Below are 17,827 nucleotides of genomic sequence, written 5' to 3'. Positions count from 1 at the left end.
TCGTCAGGCGGTCGCTGGCCGCTGCGCCATGAGCTTGCGCGTCGTCCAGACGAAGATCGGCCAGAGCAGCGCGCCGAAGGTCATCGCCGCCAGCACCGACGAGACCGGCCGGCTGAAGAAGGGCAGGATCGAGCCGTCCGACTTGATCAGCGAGGTCACGAAGCTCTGCTCGACCATCGTGCCCATGACGATGCCGAGCACCATCGCCGCAACCGGATAGCCGTTCTTCTCCATCACGAAGCCGATCAGCCCGAAGATGGCGACGCAATAGACCGCGAACAGGTTGTTGCCCGCCGTGGCGAAGGCGCCGACCGCGCAGAAGATCATGATCACCGGCATCACCGCCGAGCGCGGCGCCCCGACGACCTTGCTCGCCAGCCTGATCATGACGATGCCAAGCGGGATCATGATGATATTGGCGATGATGAAGATGATGTAGAGCGCGTACATGCTCGACGCCTGCGATGTGAACAGCGTCGGGCCGGGGTTGAGCCCCTTCATGTAGAGCACGCCGATCGCGATCGCGGTGATCGTGTCGCCGGGGATGCCGAAGAGCAGCGCCGGCACCCAGCCCGACGCCAGCGAGGCGTTGTTGGAGGCGCCGGCCTCGATCAGCCCTTCCGGATGGCCTGTGCCGAATTTCTCCGGCGTCTTCGAGAAGCGCTTGGCCATGGCATAGCTGACCCAGGCCGCCATGTCGGCGCCGGCGCCGGGCAGCACGCCGATGATGATGCCGATCAGGTTCCCGCGCGCCTGTTGCTTCGGATATTTCTTGGTCAGCTCCCACTGGCCCTTCAGGATCGAGCCGAGCCGGCGGTTCTCCAGCTTCGGCGGCTCGCGCTCGGTCAAGGCCCGCATCACCTCGGCCAAAGCGAAGACGCCGACCAGCGCCGGGATCACCTCGATACCCCCGAGCAGGTCGGTCGAGCCAAGGGTAAAGCGCGGCACGCCGCCGGGATTGTCGATGCCGACGCAGGTGATCAGCAGGCCGAGCAGCATCGCCGCGATCGCCTTGATCGGCGAGGAGCGCGCCACCAGCGTCGAGCACATCAGCCCGAGCATGGCGAGCCAGAAGTTCTCATAGGTCGAGAAGGACAGCGCCATCTCCGCCAGCAGCGGCGCGATCAGGATCAGCGAGAGCGTGCCGGCGATGCCGCCGAGCGCCGAGAACCACAGGCAGATGCCGAGCGCCGTCTCGGCCTCGCCCTTGCGCGTCATCGCATAGGCTTCGTCGGTATAGGCGGCGGAAGCGGGCGTGCCCGGGATGCGCAGGAGGCAGCCGGGAATATCGCCCGAGAAGATCGCCATCGCCGAAGCGGTGATGATGGTGGCGACCGCCGCGATCGGCGAGAGATAGAAGGTGACGGGCACCAGCAGCGCCGTCGCCATCGTCGCCGACAGGCCGGGCAGCGCACCGACGGTGAGCCCATAGAAGGCGGAGGCGACGATCGCGATCATCACATCCGTCTGGAAGACGAGGCCGAAGGCCTGGATGACGGTGTTCATCGCGGCCTCACCAGGGGAAGGGCAAAAGGCCGCCGGGCAGTGGCACGCGCAGCAGCTTCAGGAAGATCAGATTGATGACGAACGGCGCGATCAAAGCGAGCGGCACCGCGAGCTTGGGCTTGGCGCCGAAGGCGAGGCTCGCGATCAGCACCATGATCGCCGCCGTCGGCAGGAAGCCGAGCGTCTCGGAGGCGAAGGCGTAGAACAGCAGCAGCGCCGGCGGCAGCAGCGCCAGCCAGTTGCGCCAGGCCGGCAGCGGCTCGAGCAGTTCGGGCGCGCTGTGGCTCACGACGTCGGCTTCGGCGACCTCTTCGAAGCGTCGGCCTATGCCGAGCACGATCATCACGCCGCAGAGCACCAGCCCGCCGCCGACGACCATCGGGAAGGCCGAGGGGCCGACCTGCTGGCCGGGCACCGGCGGCAGTTTCGAGCCGTAGAAGAAGGCGGCGGCGCCGAGCGTCGCGATCACGCCCCCGGTCAAGCGGTCTGACAACAACATGCTGTGGAATCTCGTCGAACTGGCATCGCGCCGCGCCGGCGCACTCTGAAACGGACGGGGCGGACGGGCACCTTCGCCAATCCGCCCCATTTCGGAGAGGTCAGGCCTTGGCCAGACCGGCAGCTTTCATCGCCGACGCCATCGAAATGTCGCTGTCGGCCATGAATTTGGCGAAGCCCGGCCCGTCGGCGAACTTCATGCCGAAGCCGCGCGAGTTCATGAAGTCCTGGTACTCCTTGGAGTCGAAGGCCTTCTTCAGCGACGCCGTCAGCTTCGCCTGGATGTCGGCCGGCACGGCCTTGGGCGCGCCGATGCCGCGCCAGGCGCCGACCGAGTAGTTGATGCCGAGCGATTCGTTCAGCGTCGGCACATCCTTGAACTGCGGATTGCGTGCGCTCGCCATGATCGCCAGCGCCTTCGCCTTGCCGGCGTCGATCATCGCCCGCGCTTCCGGCACCGAGCAGGTGACGATGTCGATGCCGCCGGCCGCCAGATCCTGCATGCCGGGCGCAGCACCGTTCGACGGAACCCAGGCGACATGGTCGGGCTTGAGACCCATCGCGACCAGCCAGCCGACCAGCGCGAGGTGCCAGATGCCGCCCTGGCCCGTGCCGGATGCCTTGAGCTTGCCGTGAGGCGCGGCCTTGATCGCCGCCGCCAGCTCCTTAATGTCCTTGTACGGGCTCGAGGCCGAGACCTGCACACCCGGCGGGTCCTCGTTCATCAGGCCGAGCGCGGCATAATCACCCGACTTCAGCTCGGTCAGGCCCTGATGGCGCATCATCGCGATCTCGACCGTCAGCATGCCGACCGTGTAGCCGTCAGCCGGGGCCGACGCGATCGCCTGGTGCCCGACGACGCCGGAGCCGCCGGTGCGGTTCACTACGTTGAAGGGCTGGCCGAGATCCTTCTCCAGCAATTGCGCGACGATGCGCGCCGTCGCGTCGGTGCCGCCGCCTGCGCCCCAGGGGCAGATCAAGGTCACCGGCCGGCTCGGATACTGCGCCTGGCCGATCGCCGGGCCTGTGATCAATCCCGCCGCGCCGGCCGCTGCCGCGCCTTTGAGGACCGAACGTCTGCTGATTCTGCTCATTCCATATCCCTCCCGTTCAATCGATTTAAAATTTAAAAGCTTCTTCGCCTCACGGCGCGGCTTCCTCGGTATTCTCGCTATCAGAGCCGATTGCCGCTGGCGAGGCAACCGTCTTTGTATGCAGTATGCACGAGCCGTGTAGTGAACCTCAGAGCCCGCAAGCCACGGGCACGACGCTCTTGCCGGCGGCCTCCGCAATCGCTCCGGTGCTCAGCTCCCCACCTGCTGCGGCAGCGGCCGGCTTGGCATCGATCTTCTCCAGCATCGCCCTGAGCTGCGCGACGCCGGCAATCGCATGATTGCGCTGCGGCGCGACTCCGGCAATCAGCCCTTTGTCCGAGGGATTAGCGGTAACCAGCCCGGCCAGGCGGCCCTGCCGATCGAAGAGGGGGCTACCTGCGCCGCCCGGCTGCAAGGGCGCGAGCACCGCATCGCTCGCGACCTCGCCCGGCAGCGCTACCGCGATGCGCGAGGCAGCCGTAGCATCATAAGCCAGCACGACCACGGCCTCCCGCGCCGCTGGTGCGTTCTCACGCAGCCCCGGCACGGCGCTGAAAGGCAATCCGGGCACATCGAGCAGCGCGAGCCCGCTCGCCTGGTCCTGGAGCCGCAATTTCGCCGGACGCGAGCCGACCTTGAGCCCCTTGCAGGGATCGACCGCAGCGCGCGCCGTCAGCACCAGCTCCTTGCCGACGACGAGGCCGACACCGAAACGCTCGGTTGCCGGCTGCGCAGGGGCGGCCGCCACTAGCGGCGCTCCGGGTGCTCCAGGCACCGGAGCGGGAGCCGGCGCGGCTCCACTCGGGAATGGCTCGAAGCTGTCTGCGATCGCGGTCACCACCTTGTCGAAGGTCGTAGCCATGCTCTTGTCGTAGCCGATCGAGAAGCCGCGCAAGCCCGTTGGCCCCAATGCCTGGCGCCGGAAGAACTTTCCGGTCGGCGTCTCACCGGCGACGACGAAGAAGTTCGGCTGCAGCAGCTTGTAGGTGACCTTGCGCTGGATGTTCGGATTGACCGCGATGGCGCGCTCGAAGATCGCCTGGAGCGGCTCGGTCGCCGGGCTTGCGCTGACATCGAGCGTGACCTTGCCATCGGCGCTCTGCCAGCGGCTGCCACCGGCTGCGGTCGCCTCGCGCTTCGGCAGCAGCTTCTGCGGAATGCCGACGCGCACGCCGGTGGGCTGATCGGTGATCACGGCAAAGCCCGCCGCATCACGCGCCGTCTTGGCAAGCCGCGCCAGTTCCTGCCGCTCGGCCGCGCTCAATTGCCCGTCGGGTTGGCCACGCCCTGCCTTGAAGCCGTTCACGGCGCGGAAGGTCAGCGGTCCGAAACTGCCCGTCGCCGCGCTGTTGAGATGGCCGGTCCAGATCAGGTCGGACTGGATCGCCTTGCGCTCGGTCTCAGGCAACGCGGCATAGGCCTGCGTTGCCACTGCGAGCCGCGGATCGGCCGGCTGCTGCGCCTGGGCAGCGCCAAGGCATGTGAGGACGGCGGCGATGCCGATCAGCGCGGGAACCTTGAACACGAGCATCTCCGTCTTTCTCAGGTCGCGCCGCGACGCGGCGCCATTCAGCGTCAGCCTTGCCCTGGAGCCGGATCCGATCAGGTTGGACCAACCTGATCGGTGAATCCGTCTCCAAACTTAAAGTAAGGAGACCGTTTTTCCGATCAGCTTGCGATGCAAGCTGATCGGAACGGGCTCCAGAGGCAAGAGGCGAGAAGGGCTCAAGCGATCGCAAGCCGAGTTGCGCCCGACGCGCCCGGTGCTAGCTTCGCGCAGCGCAATGCGATGACCCGTCATCGCGTCGACGCCTGCCGCGGCAACTATCGGGCCGCCCGCCTTTTCGGAGACCGAGCCATGCGCCATCTCGTCCGTCTCGCCCTCCTGCTCGGCCTGACTGTCGCCGCCGGACCCGCTTTCGCTCAGAAGGCCTATGTCCGGCCCGATCTCGCCAGCGACGGCCAGCGCCTGGAGGAACGGCTGAAGCGCGAGGTCTCGGTCGGCCAACGCCCCTTCGCCACCTTGCTGCGCGACGGTAGTGCCGCCCTTAATCGCGGCGACGCCCGCGCCGCATTGCCGCTCGCCAATGCCGCCGCCGTCGCCGATCCCGCCAATCCCGGCGGCTGGCGCCTGATGGCGCAGGCAGCGAGCGGCATCGAGCCGCGCGATTATCGCGAGCGCTATGAACTGCGCGAACGCGCCGTCAGTGCTGCCTACCTCGCCTATCAGCGCTCGACCTCGCGCCCCGACGAAGCCTCCTCGCTCGGCGTGCTCGCCCGCGTCTTCGAGAAGCATGAGCTCTGGCGCCCAGCGCTGACGACCTATCGGCTCAGCCTTGACCTTGCCGACAACGCCTCGCTGCGCACCGATTACGAGGCGCTGCGGGCCCAGCGCGGCTTCCGCCTCACCTCCAACAAGGTCGATTCCGATGCGGCGAGCCCGCGCGCCTGCTTCGAGTTCTCGGAAGCCTTGTCGCGCGGCCGCGTCGACTTCGCGCCTTATGTCGCCATCACCGGCAAGGGCGATTTTGCCGTCAGCGGCGAGGAGCGCCAGCTCTGCGTCGATGGCCTGCGCCATGGCGAGCGCTACGGCTTCGTCATCCGCCAGGGCGTGCCTTCCGCCATCCCTGACGAGAAGCTGCTGAAATCGGCCGATTACGAGGTCTATGTCCGCGACCGCGCTCCCTCGGTCCGCTTCACCGGCAAGAATTACGTGCTGCCGCGCACCGGCCAGCAGGGCGTGCCGGTCGTCTCGGTCAATGCCGATAGCCTCGATCTCGAAGTGATGCGCATCGGCGACCGCAACCTGATCGGCTCGGTCCATTCCGAGGACTTCCTCAGCCAGCTCGGCAGCTCCAACGCCAATCAGATTGCCTCGGACAAGGGCTCGAGCGTCTGGAAGGGCACGATGGCGGTGAAGTCCGAGCTCAACAAGGACGTCACCACCGCCTTCCCGGTGCTGGAAGCCGTCGGCCGGCTCCAGCCCGGCGTCTATGTGATGTTCGCCAAGCCGACCGGCAGCACCCGAACCGCGAGCGGCTCGGACAGCGACGGCGACTATGACGACGGCACGACGCGGGCGACGCAATGGTTCGTCGTCTCCGATCTCGGCCTGACCTCATTTTCCGGGCCGGACGGCGTGCACGTGCTGGTGCGTTCGCTCGCCGATGCCTCGCCGATCGCCAATGCGGAGCTCCGCCTGATCGCCCGCAACAACGAGGTGCTGGCGACCATCCGCTCCGACGGCAACGGCTATGCCCGCTTCGACGCAGGCCTCGCCAAGGGCCAGGGCGGCAATGCGCCCGGCCTCGTCACCGCTGCGCTCGCCGAGGATTACGGCTTCCTCGACCTGAAGCAGACCGCGTTCGATCTCTCGGATCGCGGCGTGAAGGGCCGTGTCGCCCCCGCCGGCCTCGACGCCTTCCTCTATACCGAGCGCGGCGTCTATCGCTCCGGCGAGACTGTCTACCTGACGACGCTGCTGCGCGACGCCAAGGGCGCGGCCGTCTCCGGCCTGCCGCTGACGCTCGTCGTCAGGCGGCCGGACGGCGTCGAATATCGCCGCCGCCAGGTCGAGGACCAGGGCGCCGGCGGGCGCGCCCATTCGATCCCGCTGATCTCCGGCGCCCAGACCGGCACCTGGCGCGTCCAGGCCTATTCCGACCCGAAAGGCGCGGCGATCGGCGAAATCTCCTTCCTGGTCGAGGACTATGTTCCCGAGCGGCTGGAGTTGACGCTCGCCCCGAAGAAGCCGGTTCTGCAGGCCGGCGAGCCGGCCGAGATCGACGTCAACGCCCGCTATCTCTACGGCGCGCCGGGCTCCGATCTCGACGTCACCGGCTCGATGACCGTGCGCTCAGCGGCGCAGACCGCGATTCCCGGCTTTTCCGGCTACGAGGTCGGCCTGACCGACGAGGCCTTCGAGCCGCAGCAGGCCGATTTCGAGGACACCGCCAAGACGGGCCCCGATGGCAAGGTCACCATCGCCAACCCGGTCGCCCAGCCTGAAACCAACCGTCCGCTCGAAGTCGAATTGACGGTGCGCGTCGGCGAGCCGGGCGGGCGCGCCATCGCCCGTTCCGTCACCATGCCGATCGTGCCCAAGGGCGCCGCCATCGGCGTGCGCAAGGCCTTCAAGGACGGCGAGCTCGGCAACGGCCAGACCGCGACCTTCGACGTGATCATGGCCCAGGGCGACGGCCGCCGCATCGCCCGCCAGGGCCTGAAATGGACGCTGTCCAAGGTCACCCGCAATTATCAGTGGTTCTACCAGGACGGCCGCTGGAACTATGAGGGCGTGAAGACGACCCGCCGTGTCGCCGATGGCGAGGTCGCCGTCGCCGAGGCCACGCCGGCGCGCATCGCCGCTCCCGTGCAATGGGGCAATTACCGGCTCGACGTCAGCGCCGATGGCGCCGAGGCGACCGAGACCAGCGTCTCCTTCAGTGTCGGCTATGAAACCGACAAGACTGCCGACCAGCCCGATGTGCTCGATGTCGCACTCGACAAGGCGTCCTATGCCAATGGCGAGAGCATGCAGGTGCGCCTGACCCCGCGCTTCGCCGGCAAGGCGACGCTCGCGGTGATGAGCGACCGCGTCGCCGAGATCCGCACCATCGACGTGCCGGCCTCCGGCACGACAGTGACGATCCCGGCCAAGTCGGACTGGGGCGCCAGCGCCTATCTCGTCGTGCTCGCCCATCGCCCGATGGACAGCCAGGCGCAGCGCATGTCCGGCCGCGCCATCGGCCTTTCCTGGTTCAGTGTCGGCAAGGAGGAACGCAACCTCGCCATCGATCTCGGCGCGCCCAATCTCGTGCGCCCGCTCTCGACCCTCTCCCTCCCCGTCAAGGTGACGGGTGCCAAGGCCGGCGAGGAGGCCTTCATCACCGTCGCCGCGGTCGATGTCGGCATCCTCAACCTGACCCGCTTCGAAAGCCCCGACCCGAGCAAGTACTTCTTCGGCCAGCGCCAGCTCGGCCACGAACTGCGCGATCTCTACGGCTATCTGATCGACGGCATGCAGGGCGTGCGCGGCGCGATCCGCTCCGGCGGCGACGGCGCCCCGCAGCTCAATGGCGAGGCCCCGACGCAGGAGCCGCTGGCGCGCTATTCCGGCGTGGTCAAGCTCGGTCCGGACGGCACCGCCAAGGTCGATTTCGAACTGCCGGCCTTCAACGGCTCGGTCCGCCTCATGGCCGTCGCCTGGAGTGCCGGCCGTACCAGCCAGGCCAGCGCCGACGTCTTCGTGCGCGACCAGATCGTGGCGCAGGCGACGCTGCCGCGCTTCCTCGCGCTCGGCGACCAGTCGCGCTTCCATCTGCAGATCGACAATGTCGAGGGCCCGGCCGGCTCCTATCTCGTCGATCTCGACGTCAAGGGCCCCGTCATCGTCGCCGCCGACGCGACCCGCCGCAGCCTGACCATGGCTGCCGGAGCCAAGAGCTCCCTGACGATCCCGGTCACCGCCGCCGGGCTCGGCCGCGCCTCCTTCGACGTCAGGATCACCGGCCCGAACGGCATCGGTACGGTGCAGAACCTGGCAGTGCGCGTGCAGCCCTCGACCCAGACGATCGCGCGCCGGATCGTCCGCCCGATTCCGGGCGGCGGCTCGCTCACCGTCTCCTCCGATCTGATGGCCGATCTCGTGCCCGATTCCGGCGCGGTCTCCGTCTCGGTCTCGCCGGTCGCGGCGCTCGATGTCGCCGCGGTGCTCGCAGCGCTCGACCGCTACCCCTATGGCTGCACCGAACAGACGATCAGCCGGGCGCTGCCGCTGCTCGTCGTCAACCGGCTCGCGACCATGGAAAGCCTTGCGCTCGACGGCAATGCCGATGAGCGCGTCAACGCTGCGATCGAGCGCGTGCTTACCCGCCAGGGCAATAACGGTTCCTTCGGCCTCTGGAGTGTCGGCGGCGAGGATCTCTGGCTCGACGCCTTCGTCACCGACTTCCTGACCCGCGCCCGCGAGCGCCAGTTCGCCGTGCCGCAGACGGCGTTCAACATGGCGCTCGACCGGCTGCGCAACCAGGTCGTCAACACCAGCGAGATCAACAAGGAGGACGCGGCCGGCATCGCCTATGCGCTCTATGTGCTGGCTCGCAACGGCCGGCCGGTGATGGGCGATCTGCGCTATCTCGCCGACAACAAGCTCGGCGATTTCGGCTCGCCGCTCGCCCGCGCCCAGATCGGCGCCGCGCTCTCGCTGCTCGGCGACCGCACCCGCGGCCGCGCCGCTTTCACCAGCGCGCTCGGCACCTTGCAGCAGGTCAGCGACGATGGCCTGTCGCGCGCCGATTATGGCTCGCGGCTGCGCGACGGCGCCGGCATCCTGACCTTGATCGCCGAGAGCAATGGCGAGCGCGTCGATCTCTCCCGCGCCGCCGACGTCGTCCAGAACGCGCGCCAGAATGCGCGCTACACCTCGACGCAGGAGAATATGTGGATGGCGATGGCCGCCGCGGCGATGGCCAAGGAGGCGGACGGCATGTTGCTGACCGTCGACGGCGCCGAGCGCAAGGGCGCCCTCTACCGCACCATCCCGCAGGCGGCGCTGGAGGCCAAGCCGCTGGTCATCGGCAATCCCGGCACCGCTTCGGCCAATGCCGTGATCAGCGTCTCCGGCATCCCGACGACGCCGGAACCGGCGCTGAACCAGGGCTTTGCGCTGGAGCGCACGCTCTTCACCATGAAGGGCGAGCGGGTCGATCCCGCGCGCCTGCGCCAGAACGAGCGCTATGTCGTGGCGCTCAAGGTCACCGAGCCCACGGCGCGCTATGGCCGGCTGCTGATGGTCGATCCCGTCCCGGCCGGCCTGGAGATCGAGAACGCCAAGCTGACCGAGGGCGCCTCGGTCGAAGGGCTCAACTGGCTGAAGCAGGAGGTCCCGCCCGTCCACACCGAGGCGCGCGATGACCGCTTCGTCGCAGCCTTCCAGCGCAATGGCGGCAAGAACGAGCCGCTGAGCTACACGGTGGCCTATATCGCCCGGGCCGTCTCGCCGGGCCGCTATGTCTCGCCGGCGGCAGTGATCGAGGACATGTATCGGCCCGACCGTTTCGGCCGGACGGCCTTCGGTACGGTCGAGATCACCTCGGCAAGGTAACGCCATGAGGGCGCGACCAGACGAGCGGAACGCGACATCATCCCCTCTCCCCTTGTGGGAGAGGGTTGGGGTGAGGGGTCGCGCTGCGCTTGATCGTTGGCGCCTCATCTCGAACAGCGTGATTGGAAGCGTTGCGCGACCCCTCATCCGGCCCTTCGGGCCACCTTCTCCCGCAAGGGGAGAAGGCAAGTCCTGGTGGCCGCGGCGGCTTGCTTACGCAGGAGCCGGCGCCTTCGCTCTAGCGGCCGCCACCGCCGCCTCCCTCTTCTGGTACGCCTCGGCCCTTCCCCCGCTCGACCTCGCCGCCGCCCGCGACCGCTCGACTGTGGTGCTCGACCGCGAGGGCAAGCTGCTGCGCCCCTTCGTCACCGCCGATGGGCGCTGGAAGCTGCCGGTCGGCGCCAACGACGTCGACCCGCGCTACTTGTCCATGCTCAAGGCCTTCGAGGACAAGCGCTTCGACGACCATGCCGGCATCGACCCGCTCGGAGCCTTGCGAGCAGCAGGGCAGATGCTGGGCAATGGCCGCATCGTCTCGGGTGGCTCGACGTTGACCATGCAGGTCGCCCGCCTGCTCGAGCCGCGCCAGGAGCGCTCGCTCTCGGCCAAGCTGAGACAGGCGGTGCGCGCGATCGAGTTGGAACGGCGCTTCAGCAAGACTGAGATTCTGGACCTCTACCTGACCCTCGCTCCCTTCGGCGGCAATCTCGAAGGGGTGCGTGCCGCGAGCTTCGCCTATTTCGGCAAGGAGCCGAAGCGGCTCTCTACCGCCGAGGCGGCGCTGCTGGTCGCCCTGCCGCAATCGCCCGAGACGCGCCGGCCCGACCGTTTCCCGGAAGCGGCCCGCAAAGCCCGCGAGCGTGTGCTTGCCCGGGCCGAGGTTGCCGGGCTCGCAACGGCCGACGAGGTCGTCGCCGCGCGCGAGGAAACGATCCCGACCACGCGCAAGCCTTTCCCCAATCTCGCCCCGCATACAGCCGAGCAGGTCGTCGCGGAGGCTCCCGAGCAGCGCAGCCAGCGCCTGACCATCGACGCACGCTGGCAGGCGAGCCTGGAACAGCTCGCGCGCGAGCGCGCTACCGGCCAGGGACCGCAGCTCTCGATCGCCATCCTCGTCGCCGACAACGAGACCGGCGAGATCCGGGCCTCGGTCGGCGGCGTCGACTATTTCGACGCCGGGCGCGCCGGCTCGCTCGACCTGACGCAGGCGCTGCGTTCGCCCGGCTCGGCGCTGAAGCCCTTCATCTACGCGCTCGCCTTCGACAATGGCATCGCCCACCCCGAGACCATGCTGGAGGACCGACCGACCCGTTACGGCCTCTATGTGCCCGAGAATTTCGATCTCGGCTTCCAGGGCATGGTCAGCGCTCGCAAGGCCTTGCAGCTCTCGCTTAATTTGCCGGCGGTCGAGCTGCTCTCGGCGCTCGGCCCCCAGCGCTTCCTGTCGCGATTGAAGGATGCCGGTGCCACGATCGCCATGCCCAGGGATGGCGGTGCGCCCGGTCTCGCCATCGGCCTCGGCGGACTCGGCATCACGCTCTCCGACCTGACGCGGCTCTATGTCGGCCTTGCCCGCGGCGGCGAGGTCGTGCCGTTGCATGTGAAGCCGACAAGCGGCGCTGCCGAGCCGCCGCTGCGCCTCGTCGAGCCGGTCGCCGCCTGGTATGTCGCCGATACCTTGCTCGGCGCGCCGCCGCCGCTCAACGCCCCGCCCGGCCGGATCGCCTACAAGACCGGCACCTCCTATGGCTATCGTGACGCCTGGGCCGTTGGTTTCGACCGCAAGCACACCATCGGCGTCTGGGTCGGCCGTGCCGATAATGGCGCAGTGCCCGGCCTCGTCGGTCGTGTCGTCGCGGCGCCGATCCTGTTCGACGCCTTCGCCCGCATCGGCCTCGACCCGCGCCCCTTCGTGCAACCGCCCGGCACGATCGCCGCGACCAGTGCCACCCTGCCGCCGCCGCTGCGGCATCTGCGCCAGGACGTGCCGAAGACGGTTGCAGCGCTGGCGACACCGGGCCTGAAGCTCGCTTTCCCGCCGGAGGGCGCCAGGATCGATCTCGCCGCCTCGACGGTCGACGGTACGGCGCAGCTCAATCTCAAGGTGGCTGGCGGCGTCGCGCCCTTCACCTGGCTGGTCGACGGCGCCCCGGTGATCGCGGCGGTGAAGCGCCGCGAAGCCTCCTGGCAGCCGCCCGGCAAGGGCTTCATGCGGATTTCGGTGATCGACGCCGCCGGCGCCAGCGAGAGCGTCTCGGTCAGGCTGCAATAGCCGGCAAGGTCACTCGATCTTGACGCCGCTCGCCTTGATGATCGGCGCCCAGCGCTCGATCTCGGCCCCCACGAAGGCGCGCAGGCCGGCCGGCTCCTGCAATTCGGCCGAGGGGATTTCGGCGCCGAGCTCGTTGAGCTTGGCCTTCACCGTCGCATCGGCGAGCGCCGCCTTCAGCGCCTGGTTCAGCCTGGCCACCACCGGAGCGGGCGTGTCCTTGGGCGCGAACATCGCGTTCCAGACCTCGACCTTGAAATCGGGAACGCCACCTTCCGTGCTGGTCGGCACGTCCGGCAGCGCCGTCGCCCGGGCGGTCGAGGCGACGGCGAGCGTCTTGATCGTACCGGCGCGGTGCTGCGGCGCCACATTCACCGCCTGGTCGCAGAGATAGTCGACCTGGCCGCCGACGAGGTCGTTCATCGCCGGGCCCGTGCCGCGATAGGGCACGCCGTTCGGCTTGACCCCGAGGACGGTGTTGAACAGCAGGCAGGTGGTATGGCTGACCGAGCCGACGCCGGCATGGGCGTTGCTCGCCGCTTTTTCATTGGCCTTCAGCCAAGTGACGAACTCGCTGAGCGTGCCGCTCGGATGGGTCTTGCGCACGGTCAGGAAGATCGGGTTGGTGTTGACCAGCCCGATGGCTGCGAAATCCTCGACCGGCCGGTATTTCAGGTTCGGGTTGAGCGAGACGGCCGCAGCATGCGTGCCGGTATGGCCGATCAGGATGACGTGGCCATCGGCGGAAGAGGCCATCAACCGTTGTCCGGCGAGCGTACCGGCGGCGCCGACCGCGTTCTCGATGATCACAGGCTGGCCGAGTGAGCGGCTCATATGCTCGCCGACGAGGCGTCCGACGACATCGGTCGGTCCGCCCGCCGCGAACGGAATCAGCATGGTGACCGGCTTGCTCGGGAAGCTTTGAGCCTGCGCGATCGAAGCCGCGGCTGCCATGCCAGCGGCGCACGCCGCTTTGAGCCAGAATCTGGTGCCAATCCTCATGCCGTTCCTCCCGTTCATGTCACGGGCGGCGCCTGAGTTCTTGCTCTTTGGCGCTCCCGCCCGGACGGTTAGCCTCGGGCGGGAGCGAAAGCGAATAGACGTTTCCGCTAAGGGCTATCCGGATATCCTCTACCCGGACAGCCGCTTATTCCGCCGGCTGCGGATGCGCCTCGGCCGGCGCGTGGCGCGAGCCGTGCTTGCTCCGCGCCATGTAGCTATAGGCCACCGGCACGACATAGAGCGTGAGCAGCGTGCCGAAGCTCATGCCGCCGACGATGACCCAGCCGATCTGCGAGCGGCTTTCGGCGCCGGCGCCTTCCGCCAGCGCCAGCGGCACCGCGCCCAGCACCATCGCGCCCGTGGTCATCAGGATCGGCCGCAGGCGCAATTCCGCCGCATCGACCAGAGCATCGATCAACTCCCGGCCCTCCTCGCGCAGCTGGTTGGTGAATTCGAGGATCAGGATGCCGTGCTTGGTGATCAGGCCGACCAGCGTGATCAGGCCGATCTGGCTGTAGACGTTGAGCGTGCCGCCGGAGAAATAGAGCGCCGCGAGCGCGCCGGTGAGCGAGAGCGGCACCGAGACCATGATCACCACGGGGTCGACGAAGCTCTCGAACTGCGCCGCGAGCACCAGATAAATGAAGCCGAGCGCCAGCAGGAAGACGAGCAGGATCGAGGACCCCGACTGCTTGAACTCGCGGCTCTGGCCGGAATAATCGGTCTGGAACGAAGGCGGCAGCACCTTGGCAGCCGCCTGCTCGAGCACGCCCAGCGCATCGCCGAGCGAGTAGCCCGGTCCGGGCACGGCCGTGATCGTCGCAGAGCGTAGCTGGTTGAAGCGGATCAGTTCCTTGGGCGCGACGTTCTCCTCGATCTGGACGAGGCTGGAGAGCTGCACCGCCTGGCCGCCCCGGCCCATCAGATAGATCGATTGCAGCGCCTGCGGCGTGCTGCGCTCGGCGCCGGCGACCTGCAGCATGACGTCATACTGTTCGCCGTTCATGTTGAAACGCGTGACCTGGCGCCCGCCCAGCAGGGTCTCCATGGTGCGGCCGATCACATCGACGCCGACGCCGAGATCGGAGGCGCGCTGCCGGTCGATCGAGACCTTGATCTGCGGCTTGTCGAGGATGAGGTTGGTCTCGATATTGGTCAGCGCCGGATTGCCCTGGACCTCGGCGATCAGCTTGTCGACGTTTTCCTTGATGGTGACGTAAGGCTCCGACGAGCGCAGCACGAACTCGACCGGCTTGCTGTTGGCGCCGCCCTGGCCGAGCGAGGGCGGGTTGGTCGCGAACAGGCGGATGCCCGGGATCTGCGACAACCCCTTGTTGATCTCGGCGACGAGGTCCTGCTGCTTGCGGTGGCGCTCTTCCCAGGGCTTCAGGCGCGCAAAGGCGATCGCCCGCGTCACGTCCGGGAAGCCGACGATGACGAGATAGCTGTCGACCTCCTGGATCTTGCTGAAATAGGTCTCGACACGCCGGGCATAGTCGGCGGTGAAGGTCATGGTCGCGCCTTCCGGCGCGACGCCGATCGCGGTGATCGTGCCACGATCCTCGACCGGTGCGAGCTCGGAGCGCAGATTGGTGAAGAAGAAATAGCTGCCGCCGGCGACCAGCAGCGCCAGCAGCACGATCAAGGGCCTGACCGACAACGCAAAGCGCAGTGAGCGGCGATAGCCGCTGGACAGTGCCTCGAAGAAGCGCTCCAGCGCGTTGTAGACGAAGTTGTGCTTCTCGTGGTGCTTCAGAAGCTTGGCGCACATCATCGGCGTCAGCGTCAGCGCGACGAAGCCGGAAACCAGCACCGCGCCTGCCAGCGTCAGCGCGAACTCGACGAAGAGCTTGCCGGTCCGCCCGGTCGAGAACGCCATCGGCGCATAGACCGCAACCAGCGTCAGCGTCATCGCCACCACCGCGAAGGCGATCTCGTTGATGCCCTTGATCGCCGCCCTGGTCGGCTCGACCCCGTCCTCGATATGGCGGTGCACGTTCTCGAGCACGACGATGGCGTCGTCGACCACAAGGCCGATGGCGAGCACCATCGAGAGCAAGGTCAGCGTGTTCACCGTGAATCCGAGCGCATACATCAGCGCGAAGGCGCCAATCAGCGAGACCGGGATGGTGACGAGCGGGATCAGTGTCGCTCTGAGCGAACGCAGGAACAGGAAGATGATCAGCACGACGAGGACAACCGCCTCGCCGATCGTCGTGTAGACTGCCTTGATCGAACGATCGATGAAGATCGAGGTGTCGTAGGAGGTCGCGATCGACATGCCGTCGGGCAGATCCTCGCGGATGCTCGGCAGCGCTGCGACCACGCCGGAGGAGACGTCGAGCGGATTCGCCGTCGCCTGCTTGACGATGCCGATCGTCACCGAAGGCTGGCCGCCGAACCAGGCGGCATTGCGCTCCTCGCGGGCGCCGAGCTCGACCTTGGCGATGTCGCGCAGCTTGACCGGGAAGCCGTTGGCGTCCTTGACCGTGATCTCGCGGAACTGCTCGGGCGTGTTCAGGCTGGTCTGCGACAGCACCGTGAACTCGCGGTCGTTGCTCTCGATCCGGCCGGAGGGAATCTCGATGTTCTGCGCTCGCAGCGCCGCCTCGATCTCCTGGACGGTGATGTTGTAGGCGGCAAGCCGGGCACGATCGAGCCAGATGCGCATGGCATATTGGCGCTGGCCGAGGATGCGGACCTCGGCGACGCCGGTGATGTTCTGGACACGGTCGGCGATGAAGCGGTCGGCGAAGTCGGTCAGCTCCAGCGGCGAATGCCGCGAGCTGGTCAGCGACAGATACATCACCGGCTGCGCGTCGGCCTCGACCTTGGCGATGATCGGCTCGTCGATCTCGTCCGGCATGCGGCCGCGCACGCGGCTGACGCGGTCGCGCACGTCGGAGGCTGCGACATCGGGGTCGACATCCGGCCGGAAGCGCACCGAGATCTGGCTGCGCTCCTGGCGGCTGGTCGAGGTGATGATCTCGATGCCTTCGATGCCGGCGATCGAGTTCTCCAGGATCTGCGTGACCTGCGTCTCGATGATCTCGGCGCTGGCGCCGCGATAGACGGTCTGCACCGAGACGATCGGCTCGTCGATGTTCGGATACTCGCGCACCGTCAGGCGCGTATAGGAGACAAAGCCGATCAGGATGACGAGCAGGCTGAGGACGGTCGAGAGGACCGGCCGGCGGACGAAGAGCTCGAACAGGCTCATCGCTGCACGGCGCCCGGCAGCGAGCTGGTCTGGACTGCGGCCTTCTCCTTGATCAGGACGGTCGAGCCCTCGCGCAGGCGCATCTGCCCGGCGGTGACGATCTGCATGCCGGGCTTGAGGCCCTTGACCACCTCGACCTTGCCGGTCAGGCGCTTGCCGAGTTCGACCGGCACGCGCTTGGCCTTGCCGTTCTCGATGATGAAGACCGTCTTGCCGAGCCCGTCCGGCACGACCGCGGTTTCCGGCACGACCAGCGCGTTCTCCCGCTTGTCGACCATGATCGTCACGCGGGCGAACAGGCCGGGCTTCAGGACGAGGTCGGCATTGGGCACGAAGGCGCGCAGCTTGACCGCCCGGCCATTGACGTCGACGACCGGATCGATCGCGAAAATCTTACCGGTGAAGGGCCGATCGGGCACCGCATCGACCTTGAGCTGGATCGGCTGGCCGACCTTGAGCTGGGTCAGGTAGATCTCCGGCACGCGGAAATCGACCTTGATCGGGTCGATACTGGTCAGCGTGATCAGCTGCTTGCCGATCGAGACATAGTCGCCGACGCCGACGGCGCGCAGGCCGACCACGCCGTTGAACGGCGCCTTGATCGTCGCCAGCGCGAGCTTGGCCTGGGCGAGCTGCAGGCGCGCCTCCTGCGAGGCGAGCTGCGCCGTCGCCTGCTCGAGCGCGACCTGGGTCCCGGCGCCGCGCTGAACCAGCGAGCGGTTGCGGTCATAGGTGTCGCGCGCCAGCGAGAGATCGGCCTGGGACTGCTTCTGCTCTGCGTCGAGGATGGCGGTGTCGAGCATGACCAGCGGCTGGTCCTTACTGACCCGCTCGCCCTCCTTGAAGCCGAGCGCGACGACGCGGCCGGCAATCTCGGGAGCGATCACGACGGATTCTTCGGCCGCGAGTGTCCCGAGGGCCTCGACCTCTTCGGCGACCGTGGCGAGCTCGATCGTCCCGACTTCGACAGGGACGGCGGGGTTCGGCGCGCTGGCGACGCCTTGCGCCTGCGCCTGCTGATTGGTCGGCTTATAGTGGTAGCGGTAGCCATAGTACCCACCGCCCGCCAGCCCGGCGACAAGGATAAGGAGGAGAAAACGCTTCATCAGGCTGGACGCTCCGGTACCGCGGAC

General features: G+C 67.8%; 9 protein-coding genes. 2 read left to right on the top strand and 7 right to left on the bottom strand.

Annotation, left to right across the window (positions count from 1 at the left end):
- Positions 1-3: 3 nt before the first annotated feature.
- From ACSQ3M_RS15890 to ACSQ3M_RS15875, 4 genes are all read right to left on the bottom strand, one after another.
- Positions 4-1,506 (bottom strand): tripartite tricarboxylate transporter permease, encoded by a 1,503-nt coding sequence (locus tag ACSQ3M_RS15890; protein WP_436151050.1) that lies wholly within the window; start codon positions 1,504-1,506, stop codon positions 4-6.
- 7 nt (positions 1,507-1,513) lie between these two features.
- Positions 1,514-2,005: a tripartite tricarboxylate transporter TctB family protein gene (locus ACSQ3M_RS15885; protein WP_436151049.1), complete on the bottom strand. Its 492-nt coding sequence runs from the start codon at positions 2,003-2,005 to the stop codon at positions 1,514-1,516.
- A gap of 100 nt (positions 2,006-2,105) precedes the next feature.
- Positions 2,106-3,098, bottom strand: a complete 993-nt coding sequence (locus ACSQ3M_RS15880; protein ID WP_436151048.1) for a tripartite tricarboxylate transporter substrate binding protein — start codon at positions 3,096-3,098, stop codon at positions 2,106-2,108.
- A 148-nt stretch (positions 3,099-3,246) separates the two neighbouring features.
- A complete protein-coding gene (locus ACSQ3M_RS15875) occupies positions 3,247-4,623 on the bottom strand; it encodes a trypsin-like peptidase domain-containing protein (protein ID WP_436151047.1) in 1,377 nt (458 codons plus the stop codon).
- A gap of 333 nt (positions 4,624-4,956) precedes the next feature.
- On the opposite strand from ACSQ3M_RS15875, the gene ACSQ3M_RS15870 reads away from it, so the two are divergent.
- The gene (locus tag ACSQ3M_RS15870; RefSeq protein WP_436151046.1) at positions 4,957-10,203 is read left to right on the top strand and encodes an alpha-2-macroglobulin family protein; all 5,247 of its coding nucleotides are present in this window, start codon (positions 4,957-4,959) and stop codon (positions 10,201-10,203) included.
- A gap of 118 nt (positions 10,204-10,321) precedes the next feature.
- Positions 10,322-12,475: a penicillin-binding protein 1C gene (gene pbpC / locus ACSQ3M_RS15865; protein ID WP_436151532.1), complete on the top strand. Its 2,154-nt coding sequence runs from the start codon at positions 10,322-10,324 to the stop codon at positions 12,473-12,475.
- 9 nt (positions 12,476-12,484) lie between these two features.
- On the opposite strand, the gene ACSQ3M_RS15860 is transcribed toward pbpC, so the two are convergent.
- From ACSQ3M_RS15860 to ACSQ3M_RS15850, 3 genes are all read right to left on the bottom strand, one after another.
- Entirely contained in the window at positions 12,485-13,426 is a 942-nt protein-coding gene (locus ACSQ3M_RS15860) for a tripartite tricarboxylate transporter substrate-binding protein (protein ID WP_436151045.1), read from the bottom strand.
- Positions 13,427-13,619: 193 nt separating this feature from the next.
- Entirely contained in the window at positions 13,620-16,694 is a 3,075-nt protein-coding gene (locus tag ACSQ3M_RS15855; RefSeq protein WP_436151044.1) for an efflux RND transporter permease subunit, read from the bottom strand.
- Complete coding sequence (locus tag ACSQ3M_RS15850; protein WP_436151043.1) at positions 16,691-17,800, bottom strand: efflux RND transporter periplasmic adaptor subunit; 1,110 nt, start codon at positions 17,798-17,800, stop codon at positions 16,691-16,693. Before ACSQ3M_RS15850 ends, ACSQ3M_RS15855 begins: the two co-directional genes overlap by 4 nt.
- Positions 17,801-17,827: the final 27 nt, after the last annotated feature.

It is taken from the genome of Allobosea sp. LjRoot90 (assembly GCF_964254315.1).
GTDB lineage: Bacteria > Pseudomonadota > Alphaproteobacteria > Rhizobiales > Beijerinckiaceae > Allobosea.
Note: the sequence above shows the minus strand (reverse complement) of the source record. Positions and strands in the feature narration are given on the sequence as shown.

Excerpts from the sequence above, each read along its gene's own strand:
- ACSQ3M_RS15890 (WP_436151050.1), bottom strand. The coding sequence starts at position 1,506 with ATGAACACCGTCATCCAGGCCTTCGGCCTCGTCTTCCAGACGGATGTG.
- ACSQ3M_RS15885 (WP_436151049.1), bottom strand. The coding sequence starts at position 2,005 with ATGTTGTTGTCAGACCGCTTGACCGGGGGCGTGATCGCGACGCTCGGC.
- ACSQ3M_RS15880 (WP_436151048.1), bottom strand. The coding sequence starts at position 3,098 with ATGAGCAGAATCAGCAGACGTTCGGTCCTCAAAGGCGCGGCAGCGGCC.
- ACSQ3M_RS15870 (WP_436151046.1), top strand. The coding sequence starts at position 4,957 with ATGCGCCATCTCGTCCGTCTCGCCCTCCTGCTCGGCCTGACTGTCGCC.
- ACSQ3M_RS15860 (WP_436151045.1), bottom strand. The coding sequence starts at position 13,426 with ATGGCAGCCGCGGCTTCGATCGCGCAGGCTCAAAGCTTCCCGAGCAAG.
- ACSQ3M_RS15855 (WP_436151044.1), bottom strand. The coding sequence starts at position 16,694 with ATGAGCCTGTTCGAGCTCTTCGTCCGCCGGCCGGTCCTCTCGACCGTC.
- ACSQ3M_RS15850 (WP_436151043.1), bottom strand. The coding sequence starts at position 17,800 with ATGAAGCGTTTTCTCCTCCTTATCCTTGTCGCCGGGCTGGCGGGCGGT.